Raw genomic sequence first — 14775 nt, forward strand, 5'->3', positions numbered from 1 at the left:
TAATAAAATAATAGTAAAGTGCAAAGGAGTGCTTCCTATGTTTCTTCTCCATAAGGTCGATGTCACCTTGAAGAAAATTAAATCGAACGCCGCCAATTTAATTACAATATTAAACATGTCGTTTGGTGGAGCTGCCATTATGGCCACATTAAACGAGTTGTATAGCTATAGTGTTTTATTTATTTTTATTGCCGCGTTTTTAGACCGCTACGATGGCAAAGTAGCAAGAAAATATAATCAAGAATCCGAATTAGGGAAACAGCTTGATTCGATGGGCGATATTATATCTTTCGGTGTAGCCCCAGCGCTGTTAATGTATGAAATTGCGTTAATGGATTTTGGTGTTGCCGGGATGTTTATGGCGATTCTATACATCGCTTGTGGTGCGCTTCGCTTAGCTCGCTTTAACGTAATGGAATCGACTGGTTATTTTGTCGGTTTACCTATTACCGCTGCTGGTACACTGCTTACCTTTTCATTCTTCTTTGCGCATGTTGTGTCACCGGTCTTTTACATGTTTTTCTTCCCGGTTTTAGCTATCCTAATGATTAGTACATTCACATTAAAGAAAGTCTAATATGAGGAGGTGTCCAGAAAGCGAAAACTTTCCGAACACCATCCTTGTCGCAAAAAGCCGTCTTAAATTGTCTTTTAGACGGCTTCTTTCATTTTACGCCACCTTTCGACATATACTGAAAAAAAGGAAAGGATGGCTGTTGTGGGCATCATGCTTTCACTTCTTCAGCTGTGGCTAGACTTCCCTTCACTTGTTGGTTATTTAAAGGGGCAGGCGTTTTCTAAACCGCTCACACGCGAAGAAGAACAGCAAGTACTTGAACGGTTTTTAGCAGGCGACGAGCAAGCACGTCTCGAATTAATCGAACGCAATATGCGACTTGTTGCGCACGTTGTAAAAAAATTCCACCCACCACATGAGCAATTAGATGACTATATTTCAATCGGTACAATTGGCTTAATGAAAGCCGTAGCCAGTTTTACGCCAAACAAAAAAACACGGCTTGCCACTTATGCTGCACGTTGTATCGAAAATGAGATTTTAATGCATTTACGTGCGCAAAAAAAAGTACAAAAAGATGTGTCTTTATTTGAGCCTATTGGTGTAGATAAAGACGGGCAAGCATTGCAAATTCGAGATTTACTTCAATTCGATGAAAAACCAACGATTGAACAAATTGAAGAACGCGAACGTCATCAACAACTATATAAATATTTGCAAGTATTGGATGCACGAGAACTTGAAATTATTAAGTTACGTTACGGGTTAAACAACGTCAAACCGTTAACACAAAAGGAAATTGCTAATCAGCTTTCTATTTCAAGAAGCTATGTATCTCGTATTGAAAAAAGAGCACTTGTCAAACTATATCAACAATTCAAGCATCAACAAACCTAAAAAGCGCATTTAAAGCTTTGGCTTTAAACGCGCTTTTTTTTAATATTTATTTTCTACTACATCTGCCGTAATGAGTAACATCAGTACGGCTGTAATACCCATTGCTATTGTCATTAAAAAAACCATGCTTTATGCCTCCTCCACGCACTGATTTTATCCCGCTTTATGGCGCAGTAATTGATATCATCGTATCATGTCAGAGAAAAAAAGACTGTGAGTTTTTTAACACTTTACGCTTCTTACCTACAGTTTTTCAATCGCTTTTAATACAATCGCTGTTGAGTGCTTCGCAGCTACTGGTAAAAACTCGTCAAAGCTAATGTTGGACTCTTTGCCCGCAATATCAGATAATGCGCGAATCACAACAAAAGGCGTGCCAAATTGATGACAAACTTGTGCTACTGCTGCTGCTTCCATTTCAACTGCTTTCATTTGTGGGAAGTATTCGCGTACTTTCTCGACACGGACAGGATCATTCATAAATGAGTCACCTGAGCAGATTAAACCAACACCGTATTGGTGCTCACCTACTTCCATAACCGCCTCTTTCGCTACTTCCATTAATTTTGCATCCGCTTTAAAACCAGCTGGCAACTGAGGCACTTGCCCCATTTCGTAGCCAAAAATTGTGACATCGACATCATGATGACGTACCTCGTCCGAAATCACAACAGCTCCTACTTCTAGCGCTGGATCATAACCACCTGCTGAGCCTGTATTAATGACAACATCCGGCTTGAATGTATCTAGTAAAATCGTTGTAGACATGGCTGCATTCACTTTACCAATTCCACTTTTAAGAAGAACGACTTCTTTTCCTTCATAAGTACCTGTTGTGTACTCGCTATTTGCAATTGTTTGCGTTTCTGTATTTGTTAGTGTGTTACGTAGAAGCTCTACTTCTTGCTCCATTGCACCGATTACAGCAATTTTCATTCGTCATTTCCTCCATTTCAAAACACTCTACTTAACATAATCAATCGAAGCAATCTATGTCAAGTTAATATGTCCCATCGAGCGTATTTAGCACCTCAACTTGGATTGGTTTCCAACCTTGTTGCTCTACCCATTCAATCGCCACGCGATATTTTTGCACTTTATCATTTGATGAAATGACAGCGATAGCGGATTGTGCATTCCCATTATTTTTGACCGACCAAATAATCCCTTCTTGTTCATTGATCGGTATAACGGAATAAATAGCGCCTAATTTTTCTTGATAGTCAATATGGTTTGTGTCAAAGGTCGAACGATGCTCACCTGTTTGTGCCGTCGCATACGGCTGCCATGTTTCACTTGTCCAGACTTCATCAACAAGTGGATTATCTGATGCATTGACGACGTTTGAGCCTTGATCAGTTTCTAGCTCCTCTTCCTCTTCTGTTGCTAGTTCAGTTTCTTCCTCTTCCGCTACTGGGTCATCCATATTACTTGGCTCTTTCGTTGTTTCTTCCGTTTCATCTACTACGCTAGAAGATTCGTTTTCTGTTCCTGAAGACGTTTCCTCCGTTTGTGCTTCTTCAACTACCTCATCATCATCCTGCATTGTAAAAATTATAAATAAACTAATCACAATTAGCGCTGAAACAAGTGCAATTAAATAATTTAAAACGCGGTTCATTTTATCTTCTTTACGTCTCTTCGTACGTGTATTTCCTTGAGAACGGGTTAAATACTCCATTTCCTTTTTATCCATGTAGCTCCCCCCCTTACGTCTCATTATTTTATCAATACTCACAACCGTTGCCTATTAGAAAGCTTAACTCTCCTACTGAAAATAAAGATAGTTGTTGTTATCAAAGAAGAAAAAAGTTGTTCCTGCTTAACGACAGAAACAACTTTTTAATATTATTTAATTTCTAAAATAACTACTTCCATATCTCCGCCTGGTGTTGTCAGTTTTACTTTGTCGCTGACTTTATGACCCATTAATGCTTTTGCCATTGGTGAGTCATTTGAGATACGGCCTTCTGCTGGATCTGCTTCTGCAGAACCGACAATTTTATATGATTCTGGCTCGCCCTCTGGTTCGCCATCCTCTAATACGTCAAATGTCACTGTACGACCAAGTGATACTAAAAGCTCTGTATTATCATCTTGTTCGTCAGAAATAATTAAGGCATTACGAAGCATCGATTCAATCGTTGAAATACGACCTTCTACAAAGCCTTGCTCTTCTTTAGCTGAATCGTACTCTGAGTTCTCTGAAAGGTCACCGAAAGAACGTGCGATTTTAATACGCTCTACTACTTCTTTACGTTTAACCGTTTTTAAAATTTCTAATTCTTCTTCTAATTTTGCTTTCCCGTCTAACGTCATTGGGTATTGTTTTTCGTTCGACAAAATACTCACTCCTTCATCATGCTTGAAAACATTACTATACACCTTAAATTTTAAAATGCAATCGTTTTCTTTTTAAAATAGTCGTCTACATAGCATAAAACCCGACTACTAGCTATGTATATGATAACGCACGTCCAAAAAGACATGCGTTATGTTTCATGCTTGTAATCGAATTTTATGTGTATGTTTATGAATCATTACTTTGTCTTTATACAAATATAATGAAATGAAAAATAATGTCAATACCAATCCATCATATTATACATTCGAACCAGTTTCAAGAATTGTTTTAATTTTTGTAACCATTAAATCGATCGCTACGCCGTTATCTCCACCTTCAGGGATAATGACATCTGCATAACGCTTTGTCGGTTCAATAAACATATTATGCATCGGACGAACAGCTGTTAAATATTGCTCAATGACAGAATCGGCTGTACGTCCTCGCTCTTTAATATCCCGCTCAATCCGACGAATTATACGCAAATCGGAATCCGTATCTACAAATAGTTTAATATCCATCAACTCTCGAAGGCGCTCATCATCTAATACTAAAATTCCTTCTATGATAATCACGTCTTTCGGTTCAACGTTAATCACATCTGTAGAGCGTGTATGCTGCACATAATCATATACCGGCTTTTCGATTGGTTCACGATTTAATAGCGTATGAATATGCTCGATTAATAAATCGGTATCGAACGCTAACGGATGATCGTAATTTGTGTTTAAACGTTCTTCAAATGTCATATGACTTTGATCTTTATAATAATAATCTTGCTCAATCACGACAACGGAATGATCGCGGAACACTTCATAAATGGCACGCGTCACACTTGTCTTTCCTGAACATGATCCACCGGCAATGCCAATGACTACTGGACGCTTACTCATTACTTTTTGTTCTCCTTACGCATCATGTTAAATTTCGAAAGCGGACGATCTACTTTGAATTTTAAAATTTGTAGTGGATGACGCGCTACATCTAACTCATTGCCTTCTTCATCCCAAAGTTGGTCTACTGTCATTTGGAATGTTTCGATATCTGGACCAAAGAACTCCACTGTATCGCCTGGCTTAAAGTAGTTACGTTGCTCCATTGTTACCATTTGTGTTTCCGCATCATAATCAAGCACAAGTCCTGCGAAATCCCATTTTGGTTTCGATGCATGGAAGCCGAACATTTGCTGCTTATAACTTGGCTCAGACTCAAAGAATGCAGAAGCTGTTGCACGGATTGCACAGCGAGATAATTCTTCTAGCCACTCTTTTTTAATTTGGAAGTTTTCAGGGTCTGCACAGTATGCATCAATCACTTTACGGTAAACAGAAATAACTGTTGCTACGTAGTGAATGGATTTCATACGCCCTTCCACTTTTAACGAATCAATGCCAAGCTCAATCATATGTGGAATCGATTCAATTAATTTTAAATCTTTTGGACTCATCGCAAACGGCGCGTCGCTTTCATTAAATAGCGCTACTTCTTCACCGTCTTTATTTTCATATAAGTCATAGTCCCAACGACAAGACTGACAGCAACCACCACGGTTTGAGTCACGCGCTGTCATATGGTTAGATAGTACACAACGACCAGAGTAAGCGATACACATCGCACCATGTACGAAGGCCTCGATTTCAATATCGACTTCCTCTTTCATTTTGTGCATTTCTTCTGCACCGACTTCACGTGCTAATACTACACGATGTAAGCCTTCTTCCTTCCAGTACTTGACTGCTTTCCAGTTTGAAAGCGATTGCTGTGTTGAAAGATGGATTTCAAGTTTGGGTGCAACACGGCGGCACGTTTCAATAATTAACGGGTCTGCTACGATAATCCCCGTCACACCTGCCCCTTCGATTGCTTGTAGGTACTCTTCCAGACCTTCCATGTTTTCGTTATGCGCGAAAATATTTGTTGTCACGTATACGACCGCACCATATTTTTTCGCAAACTCCACACCTTCAGCCATCTCTTCGATTGTGAAGTTATCCGCATTGGAGCGTAAGCCGAATTCCTGACCACCAATAAATACAGCGTCAGCACCGTAATGAACGGCTATTTTTAATTTTTCAAGGCTCCCAGCAGGCGCTAAAAGCTCAGGCTTTTTCGTAATCACTGTCTTGCCATCAATTGTTTCACGAATTTTTTCGTTTTGAATTAACTGTAACATCTCCGCCGCTCCTTTCTAGTACACTGTTTCCTTGAAGATAAAGCCAGTATCAAGCGGGCGTAATGCTGGTTGAATTTCTTCAATTTGTGCAAATAAATCATCTTTTATGTCTTCATACGCTTCTTCGCCTTGATCGAAATACGTATCGATCGCTTGGCGATATAAGCTTGTTACTTTAACAATGTAATCATACGATTGCAATACGCCATCGAATTTTAAAGAATCGATGCCTGCTTCAAATAATTCGCCTAGCTCATCAATGATACACATATCATTTGGTGAAAAAATATGCGTACCGTTCAAATCTTCGTAAATCGGGTATTTGTTTTTACGCTCTTTATCATGTAAGAACATGTTTTTATTTTCTTTGCGATTTTCGATTTCCATCGCTTGGTCACGATATAAGAAATAGTTCCCTAAAAGTGAACGCTTTGATTGGAACATACAAGTCATTCCGTGTACTTGTACTTCGATTTCCGCCTTGGCATTTTCTTTAATTTCTGTTACTTCTTCAAATGACAATTCACGTGCAAGTACCGCACGTTCTGCGCCACGCTCCGCCCAATAATTTACTTGGAACCAGTTTGTTGCAATCGTTTCTGGATTCCAGTGAAGCGGAATCGTAATACCTAACTCACGTACTGCCATGACAACAGCCGGATCGCCAAATAATAACGCATCAACGCCGATACGTTGCATTTCTTTTAAATAGCTATCTAACGCCTCTAAACGATCGTTATGGAATAAAGCATTCACGGCTACGTACACTTTCTTTCCAGCTTCATGCACGATTTTTGTTGCTTCTTCTACTTGGGCTACGGTAAAGTCTCCAGCTAAACGTAAGCCAAATTGTTGTTCACCAATTACAAACGCATCTGCTCCAGCTTTTAGTAAGTCTTGGATATGTTCAACAGATTGCGGTGTTACTAATAATTCAGGTTTTTTCACTGTTGTCACCTCTTCAAACAAATTAACAAGCCGTCACCAATTGGGAAAAATGCGCTCGTGTAGTCAGGATGCTGCATAATCCAATCGGTAAACGTCTTTAAATTGCGAATCATTGTTCTTTTTCTTCTCGGCACTTCTTTTATATCTAAATCAGATAAACCGTGCATATACATATTGTCAATGTATAATACCCCGCCCGATGGTACAAGCGGTGCATATTTCTCAAAAAACTTTTGGTATTGCCCTTTTGCTGCATCAATAAAAACCGCGTCATACGTAGACTGAACTTGTTCAACATCTACTTCTAACGCATCCCCCTCAATCACCGTAATGCGCTCTGCTACTTCAGAACGAGCAATAAATTCGCGGGCATGCGCTACACGTGTCTCATCACGTTCAACCGTTACGATTTGCACTTCTGGTAACGCTAACGCCATCCGCATTGCTGAATAACCAATCGCCGTACCAATTTCTAATATCGTCTTTGGCTGTTGAATACGTAACAATTGATTTAACGCTTCAATACCGGAAAGCTGCATAATCGGTACATGATTAGCTGCTGCAAATTGCTCCATTTCGAGTAGTAGTTCATTACGTGGTTGAATGAAGGAATGAATATAAGCATCTGATAATTCCATTCAAAAACTCCTTACCATTCACTTTGACAGTTTGTAGGGATTGTTGAAGATGAGAGAGGTAGGCATACAAAAAGAAGGACCAATTAAAGGACCTTTTCTGTTGATAGGTTCACATTGTGCGAAGAAATCAAGACTCCCCTGCTCTATTGCTTCAAGACAATCGATACAGTAGTTTAATTAGAAAGACACCTGTCGATCAAAATAGGTCGATAGGATGTCCTTTCTTATGTGGATTTCCTTAAAATTTATACTTTCTAATCCACCAAGAAAAGTGCATTCAAAGTAGCCGCAACGACATACAGCTATCAACGAATGCCTAAATATCCATAAAAAAAATCACTACTAATAATAGCACGAAAATAGAAGGAATGCGAATAATCTTTACTCGACTCCTTCTATTTATACATTAGTGCTATTGAATATATTTCGCTACATTGCTTAAATGTTCTTCATACGTTTTCGCAAAGTGGTTATTCCCTTCTTTATCTGCAAGGAAATATAAGTATTCCGTATCGCTTGGACTAATCGCTGCTTCTAGCGATATTTTTCCTGGTGAAGAAATTGGCCCTGGCGTTAAACCGGTATGCTTGTACGTATTGTACGGATCTTCTACTTCTAAATCTGCATATAGCACACGATCTTTATGCTCACCTAAAGCATATAAAACAGTAGGGTCTGTTTGCAGAGGCATATCAATGTCTAAACGATTGTAAAATACACTCGCAATCGTTTCACGGTCCGTTTGAGCTGTCGCCTCTTCCTCTAATAAAGAAGCAAATGTCACAAACTCATGTACAGACATGCCCAGTCCTTCAAAGCCCGCTTTATAATTCATCACCATCGTATCCATCGCAGAAATCATCGTTTCAATAATGGATTCGAGTGTTGGGTTTTCCTCATAGAAAGGATATGTCGCTGGATATAAATACCCTTCAAGTGGATAACGCACATTTTCACCTAAAATGTCTGTTGTTAATAAATTCGGATACTCCGCCATCATGATCTCAATAAAGGATTTATCCGTTACTTTTGTTATAAATTCTTCTGCTGTAAAATCTGTTTTTTTCTCAATAACATTAGCTATTTGCTCAAGATTTAACCCTTCAGGTATCGTAATAGCAAAAAGCGGCTCACGATAAACCTTTCCTGTTTTTAAGCTTTCGATAATTTCATCTAGCGTCATCGCCTTTGTCATTTGATAGTTACCAGCTTGAAATTGTGATTCATTTTTAAACTTTGCATAGTATTTAAAAATACGTGCATCTTTAATAATGCCCTTTTTCTCTAAAACTTTGGATATGGATGTGACCCCTGACCCCATTGGAATTTCAACGGCAATTTCTTCTGTTGATTCTGGATCAAGTGGTTCAAGCGCTGATGTAATATAGCTATAAGCCGCAAAGCCGCCAATCGCTACAATTAATAAAAAGATAAGTGCTACAATTGATACAATTTTACGCACGATTTTAACCTCGCTTTTGCGCTCTCTCATTTTTTCAAGCATTTCTTGTTTTTTTGCTTCATTATCCACGGGTTCCCCCCCTTTTTTCCCTTTCAATATGATACAAGATTTTTAGTAGAGAGACAAATAAAACATAAGTTCATACTCGTAATGAGGAAAAATATATTCTAAAAATACTAGTATGATAAAACTAAAATATAATGGTAGCCTCCTCGCTTTGCCAGAGCCTACACAGGAGCTAAAACAGGCGTGGCCTGTTTTAGCTCCTATTCCTGCTCCTGACGCTTACGCTTTCGTCGCAAAGAAAATCTTGGCTCCTGTAGCTATGGCGCGCTACGGCAAAAGTGAATACTTCTCTATGTGCTAGAAAAATATTTCTCTTATCTAAAAGACATCATTTTCTTTCAGTTTGCATGTAGCGTCATCTAGCTCCTGTAATCTCTGAGGATATTTATTATTTTTCAGCAACCTATTTTTTATTGAACAATAGTTGCTTGTAGCGGAGGCACGAGAGTGTAACTGACGGCATGCGCCTTTCGCTACAGAGCAATGTTTTTCTGCACCGGAAGTGAAGCGGCAGGTGCAAAGCTTCCTACGGGAAAAGCGAGTCAATCAAGACCCCGCAGGAAATTTATTTGCGACGAAAGCGTAGCGACAGGAGCACCGAAGCATGAGCGACGAGGAGGCTTGATCTCGCCCGTGGAAAGCGAGTGCCGGAGCGAAAAGCAACGGTTACTCAAATGGTAATATATATTTGGATATTTACTCATTATAAATTAATATAAAAAGCGTAGCTCCAAACTGCTGAGCTACGCTTTTTAGTATGACCAAACTATACAATTTATTGTTCTTTATCCGTTAAAGAAGTAAGAATTTCTTCTACCATTGCCCATTCTTCTTCCGTTTCAATTGGTACAAGGTCGATAATCATACCGCTTTCATCAGCTTCGTAAGCCGAGGCGAAAATCTCTGTTTTTTCTTCGTCATCTGCTAATCCATAAAATAGATAGTTTTTGCCGTTTGCTTCAAAGCGGTGAAGGACTTGGCATACGACATCTTCTCCATCTTCACCTGCTACTGTGAAGAAGTTTAATTGGTCTTGGTCAAACTCAGCGACAAGTGTATTTAATACTTCCTCTACCATTGCCCATTCTTCTTCCGTTTCTAAATCCTCGAAACTAGCCATCTCGCCATTTTCATCTAATTCGTAACGTAGTGCCGTTATATCTGAAGTACTTTCACCATTTACATTAATTAATGTAAATAGCACATAAGAATGCTCATCCGTTTCAAAGTTAAATACGACACGACAGCGCTGCTCTTCACCTGCGTCATTTGTTAAAATAAAAATTTGTTCATCCATACAAAAAACCTCCTTAAATAAGAAAAGCGCAAGCGCCCTCTCTAGCCCCGACATGCGTTGGAGAAAGGCTCACAGTGTACTTGCCTTGCCACACGAAGAGACTTTCGAAACGTCACGAGGGGCTGGTCCGCTTGCGCTAGACACTCTTTAAACTAGAAAAATTTTATACTTTCGTATCTTTTAAAAAAATAAGGAGGAGAGTGCCCTCTCCCCCTACATCTTATTATTCTGCGTCTTCTTCGCCTAACTCATCTTCACGTTGCGCTAAGAAATCTTCGACGAACTCCCATTCTTCATCTGTTTCAATCGGAAGTAACTCCCCATCTTCACCATTTTCAGATGGTACAAATGCATATGCATGAATTTCGACAAAGCCATCTTCGTCTTCAGAGCCTACTAATGAGTATAATACATAGTTTTTATCAAAGCGCTCAGAGTAAATTGTATCTAAAATCTCACATAGTTGCTCCTCGCCATTTTCATCTACTACTGTTAAATAACGTTCTTCAGGTTGTTGTGTCATACGGTAAAACCTCTTTCATATTAGTTTTGGTGCCTGCCGCTTCGCTTTCGGCACAGAAAATTTTCGCCCCTGTTGCTGCGTTTTCAGGGCAGAAAACATATTTTGCCCCTGCCACTACGTTTTCGGGGCATAAAACTAATTGTACTTACTGTACAATTAGTTTTTACTGTCAAGGTATCCTTGGAGGATCATAACAGCAGCCATTTTATCAATGACTTGTTTGCGCTTTTTGCGACTAACATCTGCTTCAATTAGCATGCGTTCTGCAGCCATTGTTGTTAAACGCTCGTCCCAAAGCTTTACTGGTAGCCCAAACGTTTCCTCTAAAAGCTTTTTATAGTTTTCAGAAGCTTCGCCGCGCGGACCCACTGTGTTATTCATGTTTTTCGGATAGCCAACAACAAACTCTGTTACAGCATACTCCTTTACAAGCTCTTTAATGCGTTCAATGCCAAATTCGCTTGCTTCTTCATCAATTTTCACAGTTTCGATTCCTTGAGCTGTCCAGCCAAGCGCATCGCTAATTGCAACGCCGACAGTTTTCGTGCCAACGTCTAATCCCATAATTCTCATTTGTTCGCCTCGGTATTCTTCTTAATATAAAATTTTACGAGCTCTTCAAGAATCTCATCACGCTCGAGCTTGCGAATTAAATTACGTGCGTCCTGGTGGCGAGGGATGTATGCCGGATCACCAGATAATAAATAACCGACGATTTGATTGGTTGGATTATACCCTTTTTCCTCTAGTGCCGAATACACCTTTAACATGACTTGTTTTACTTCTTCTTCCATTGATTCTTCTGGAAAATTAAATTTCATTGTTTGATCAAAAGAACTCAAGAATCCGCACCTCGCTTTCAGAAATAAGGAGATGGACATACATGCATACATCCATCTCCACTTATTCTCATTATAACCGAACTTTTCCCTTAATTAAATGGATTTAACGTAATCATACACAGAATTTAATGCTTCTTCAAGTTTTGACGCTTCTTTTGCACCAGCCATCGCCATATCCGGACGACCGCCACCTTTACCGCCACATTGTTCTGCTACTGATTTCACGATATTCCCCGCATGGTAATCACCGCCGACGATATCTTTCGTTACACCAGCGCAAAGCATTACTTTATCATCTGCAGCAGCGCCTAATACAATAACCGCTTTTTCCATTTTTTCTTTTAAATCGTCCATCATTTGACGAAGTTGGTTGTTGTCTTTTGCTTCTACTTTTGTCGCAAGTACTGTGACATCACCAATTTTTTGAGCTGCATCTAGCACTGCACCCGCTTGCGCATTCGCAATTTTTTGTGACAGGGATTCATTTTCACGTTGTAATTCTTTATAGTCCGCCTGTAAGCTAGCTACACGAGTCGCTACATCTTTAGGATTTGCTTTTAATAGGCTTGCCGCTTCAGCTAGAATTGCTTCTTCTTCCTTCACTGCGAAGTAAGCTGCTTTCCCAGTTACTGCTTCGATACGGCGAGTACCTGCGCCAATACCACCTTCAGATACAATTTTAAAGAAACCAATTTCAGAAGAGCGAGCTACGTGTAAACCACCGCAAAGCTCGATCGAGTAATCCGATACTGCTACGACACGAACAACATCGCCATATTTCTCACCGAATAGCGCCATTGCGCCCATCGCTTTCGCTTCGTCGATTGGCATTTCACGAATGACTACTTCGATATCTTCCCAAATTTTTTCGTTTACCGCACGCTCTACTTGTGCTAGCTCTTCTTTTGTCGCTGGACCGAAGTGAGAGAAGTCGAAACGTAAACGGTCTGGACCTACATATGAACCCGCTTGTGCAACATGGTCACCTAATACATCTTTTAATGCACGGTGCATAAGGTGAGTAGCTGTATGGTTTTTCAGGATTAACGTACGTTTTTCACGGTCAACAGATGCTGTCATCTCGTCACCAACGTGCATTTCACCAGATTCCACTACAACTGTGTGAAGGGGCTGACCATTTGGTGCTTTTTGTACATCTTTAACGATTGCTTTGAAGCCATCCGCCTCGATGACACCTGTATCCGCGATTTGACCACCCATCTCCGCATAGAATGGTGTATTCGATAAAATGACTAATGCTTCGTCACCTTCAGATGCTGTGTTCGTTTCTTGACCAGCTACAACGATTGCCGCGATTGTACCGCGTGCTTCCATTGCATCATAAATATAAGTTGATTCTTGCTTTAAGTTCGCAAGCACTTCACTTTGAACTTGCATTGAGTCAACATCTGCACGTGCGTTACGAGCGCGTTCACGCTGTGCTTCCATTGCCACTTCAAAGCCTTCATGGTCAACTGTCATGCCTACTTCTTCTGCGTATTCTTCTGTTAACTCGATTGGGAAACCGTACGTATCGTATAAACGGAATGCATCCGTACCTGGAATAACTGTTTCACCTTTTGCTTTTTGGCTTTCTACTACTTCGTTGAAAATAGATAGACCGCCATCAAGTGTTTCGTGGAAGCGTACTTCTTCGTTTTTAATCACACGCTGAATGAACGCACACTTTTCCGTTACTTCTGGGTAGAAGTCTTGCATAATTTCACCAACAGTTGGCACTAATTCAAACATAAACGGCTTTTCGATGCCGATTTGTTTTGCATAGCGTACTGCACGACGAAGTAAACGACGTAATACGTAGCCGCGCCCTTCGTTTGATGGAAGCGCACCGTCACCGATAGCAAATGCGACTGTACGAATATGGTCCGCAATAACTTTAAATGGTGTGTTAATATCTTCTGTTGAACCAAAAATTTCAGATAAGTTCACTTCATTTGGACGTTTGTATTTGCGATTTGCAAATTCTTCTGTTTTCTCAATAATTGGCATGAAAAGGTCTGTATCGAAGTTTGTTGGTACGTTTTGTACAACAGAAACGATACGCTCTAAGCCCATCCCTGTATCAATGTTTTGCTTCGGCAGTGGTGTATATGTGCCATCTGGGTTATGGTTGAACTGTGAGAATACTAAGTTCCAAATTTCCAGGTAACGCTCGTTCTCACCACCTGTGTACATTTCTTCTTCAGGTGTACCTACACCGTATTCTTCCCCACGGTCATAGAAAATTTCTGAGTTTGGACCAGATGGACCTTCCCCGATATCCCAGAAGTTCCCCTCTAAACGAATTAAACGCTCCTCTGGAATCCCAATTTCGTTATGCCATACATCGTACGCTTCTTGGTCTTCTGGATGTAATGTAATCGATAATTTTTCTGGATCAAAGCCCATCCATTTTTTATCCGTTAAAAATTCCCACGCAAAATGAATCGATTCTTTTTTAAAGTAGTCACCGATTGAGAAGTTCCCTAACATTTCAAAGAATGTATGGTGACGCGCTGTTTTACCAACGTTTTCAATATCGTTTGTACGAATTGATTTTTGTGCATTTGTAATACGTGGATTATCTGGAATGATACGACCATCGAAATATGGTTTTAATGTCGCAACACCTGAGTTAATCCATAATAATGTTGGGTCATTAATTGGGACAAGTGGTGCTGATGGTTCATGATGATGATTTTTTTCTTTAAAGAATTCTAAATACAGACGACGAATTTCTGAAGCTTTCATTGTTTGTTTCCTCCTTGAATTTCTACATATGATGATTTGATAGGCATATCCATAACATTTTTCCGATCCACAAATAAAAAAAATCCCCGCCCCAAAATAAGGGACGGAGATGATCATATCTACGTGGTACCACCCTAGTTCACAAAACGACAAACGCCTTGCATCTCTAGCACTTGTAACGTAAGTGAACGGCAGGAATTAGCTGCACTCTGGAGTAGCTTTCCGTTGCGACTTGTGGAGGTTTTTGCAGCCTAAGAAACCCCTCTCTCAAACACGTGTCATCAACGTACTTTTTCCATCAATGTGTTGATTATTAT

At 39.9% G+C, this 14775-nt stretch carries 15 protein-coding genes; 2 read left to right on the forward strand and 13 right to left on the reverse strand.

All coding sequences use genetic code 11. The features are described 5' to 3' along the window. Window positions 1-37 precede the first annotated feature (37 nt). Window positions 38-577: a CDP-diacylglycerol--serine O-phosphatidyltransferase gene (gene pssA, locus ACQQ2I_RS13295; protein ID WP_431027274.1), complete on the forward strand. Its 540-nt coding sequence runs from the start codon at window positions 38-40 to the stop codon at window positions 575-577. Between the two features lie 150 nt (window positions 578-727). Next, window positions 728-1414: an RNA polymerase sporulation sigma factor SigK gene (gene sigK / locus ACQQ2I_RS13300; protein ID WP_431030518.1), complete on the forward strand. Its 687-nt coding sequence runs from the start codon at window positions 728-730 to the stop codon at window positions 1412-1414. Window positions 1415-1657: 243 nt separating this feature from the next. On the opposite strand, the gene mtnN is transcribed toward sigK, so the two are convergent. From mtnN to alaS, 13 genes are all read right to left on the reverse strand, one after another. Then, window positions 1658-2350 (reverse strand): 5'-methylthioadenosine/S-adenosylhomocysteine nucleosidase, encoded by a 693-nt coding sequence (mtnN, locus tag ACQQ2I_RS13305; protein WP_431027275.1) that lies wholly within the window; start codon window positions 2348-2350, stop codon window positions 1658-1660. Between the two features lie 64 nt (window positions 2351-2414). Next, window positions 2415-3110 carry a YrrS family protein gene (locus ACQQ2I_RS13310; protein ID WP_431027276.1) on the reverse strand — a complete coding sequence of 232 codons (696 nt, stop codon included), beginning with the start codon at window positions 3108-3110 and terminating at the stop codon, window positions 2415-2417. A 152-nt stretch (window positions 3111-3262) separates the two neighbouring features. Continuing rightward, window positions 3263-3757 carry a transcription elongation factor GreA gene (gene greA, locus ACQQ2I_RS13315; RefSeq protein WP_431027277.1) on the reverse strand — a complete coding sequence of 165 codons (495 nt, stop codon included), beginning with the start codon at window positions 3755-3757 and terminating at the stop codon, window positions 3263-3265. A gap of 258 nt (window positions 3758-4015) precedes the next feature. Next, window positions 4016-4651 (reverse strand): uridine kinase, encoded by a 636-nt coding sequence (gene udk / locus ACQQ2I_RS13320; RefSeq protein WP_431027278.1) that lies wholly within the window; start codon window positions 4649-4651, stop codon window positions 4016-4018. Then, a complete protein-coding gene (locus ACQQ2I_RS13325; protein ID WP_431027279.1) occupies window positions 4651-5931 on the reverse strand; it encodes a peptidase U32 family protein in 1281 nt (426 codons plus the stop codon). Before ACQQ2I_RS13325 ends, udk begins: the two co-directional genes overlap by 1 nt. Window positions 5932-5946: 15 nt before the next feature. After that, on the reverse strand, window positions 5947-6879 hold the full coding sequence (locus ACQQ2I_RS13330; RefSeq protein WP_431027280.1) for a peptidase U32 family protein: 933 nt from the start codon (window positions 6877-6879) through the stop codon (window positions 5947-5949). A 5-nt stretch (window positions 6880-6884) separates the two neighbouring features. Beyond that, a complete protein-coding gene (locus ACQQ2I_RS13335) occupies window positions 6885-7517 on the reverse strand; it encodes an O-methyltransferase (RefSeq protein ID WP_431027281.1) in 633 nt (210 codons plus the stop codon). 412 nt (window positions 7518-7929) lie between these two features. Next, window positions 7930-9048 carry an endolytic transglycosylase MltG gene (gene mltG / locus ACQQ2I_RS13340; protein WP_431027282.1) on the reverse strand — a complete coding sequence of 373 codons (1119 nt, stop codon included), beginning with the start codon at window positions 9046-9048 and terminating at the stop codon, window positions 7930-7932. Window positions 9049-9820: 772 nt separating this feature from the next. Further along, window positions 9821-10342 (reverse strand): DUF1292 domain-containing protein, encoded by a 522-nt coding sequence (locus ACQQ2I_RS13345; RefSeq protein WP_431027283.1) that lies wholly within the window; start codon window positions 10340-10342, stop codon window positions 9821-9823. 223 nt (window positions 10343-10565) lie between these two features. Next, window positions 10566-10865 (reverse strand): DUF1292 domain-containing protein, encoded by a 300-nt coding sequence (locus ACQQ2I_RS13350; RefSeq protein WP_431027284.1) that lies wholly within the window; start codon window positions 10863-10865, stop codon window positions 10566-10568. Between the two features lie 156 nt (window positions 10866-11021). After that, a complete protein-coding gene (gene ruvX / locus ACQQ2I_RS13355; RefSeq protein WP_431027285.1) occupies window positions 11022-11438 on the reverse strand; it encodes a Holliday junction resolvase RuvX in 417 nt (138 codons plus the stop codon). Beyond that, a complete protein-coding gene (locus ACQQ2I_RS13360) occupies window positions 11435-11707 on the reverse strand; it encodes an IreB family regulatory phosphoprotein (RefSeq protein WP_391372274.1) in 273 nt (90 codons plus the stop codon). Before ACQQ2I_RS13360 ends, ruvX begins: the two co-directional genes overlap by 4 nt. A 93-nt stretch (window positions 11708-11800) precedes the next feature. Continuing rightward, on the reverse strand, window positions 11801-14458 hold the full coding sequence (alaS, locus tag ACQQ2I_RS13365; protein WP_431027286.1) for an alanine--tRNA ligase: 2658 nt from the start codon (window positions 14456-14458) through the stop codon (window positions 11801-11803). Window positions 14459-14775 lie beyond the last annotated feature (317 nt).

It is taken from the genome of Lysinibacillus sp. LZ02, assembly GCF_050613145.1.
Taxonomy (GTDB): domain Bacteria; phylum Bacillota; class Bacilli; order Bacillales_A; family Planococcaceae; genus Lysinibacillus_B.

Bases quoted from the DNA above. Each gene is read 5' to 3' on its own strand.
- pssA (WP_431027274.1), top strand. From the start codon at position 38: ATGTTTCTTCTCCATAAGGTCGATGTCACCTTGAAGAAAATTAAATCG.
- sigK (WP_431030518.1), top strand. From the start codon at position 728: ATGCTTTCACTTCTTCAGCTGTGGCTAGACTTCCCTTCACTTGTTGGT.
- mtnN (WP_431027275.1), bottom strand. From the start codon at position 2,350: ATGAAAATTGCTGTAATCGGTGCAATGGAGCAAGAAGTAGAGCTTCTA.
- ACQQ2I_RS13310 (WP_431027276.1), bottom strand. From the start codon at position 3,110: ATGGATAAAAAGGAAATGGAGTATTTAACCCGTTCTCAAGGAAATACA.
- udk (WP_431027278.1), bottom strand. From the start codon at position 4,651: ATGAGTAAGCGTCCAGTAGTCATTGGCATTGCCGGTGGATCATGTTCA.
- ACQQ2I_RS13325 (WP_431027279.1), bottom strand. From the start codon at position 5,931: ATGTTACAGTTAATTCAAAACGAAAAAATTCGTGAAACAATTGATGGC.
- ACQQ2I_RS13335 (WP_431027281.1), bottom strand. From the start codon at position 7,517: ATGGAATTATCAGATGCTTATATTCATTCCTTCATTCAACCACGTAAT.
- ACQQ2I_RS13345 (WP_431027283.1), bottom strand. From the start codon at position 10,342: ATGGATGAACAAATTTTTATTTTAACAAATGACGCAGGTGAAGAGCAG.
- ACQQ2I_RS13350 (WP_431027284.1), bottom strand. From the start codon at position 10,865: ATGACACAACAACCTGAAGAACGTTATTTAACAGTAGTAGATGAAAAT.
- ruvX (WP_431027285.1), bottom strand. From the start codon at position 11,438: ATGAGAATTATGGGATTAGACGTTGGCACGAAAACTGTCGGCGTTGCA.
- alaS (WP_431027286.1), bottom strand. From the start codon at position 14,458: ATGAAAGCTTCAGAAATTCGTCGTCTGTATTTAGAATTCTTTAAAGAA.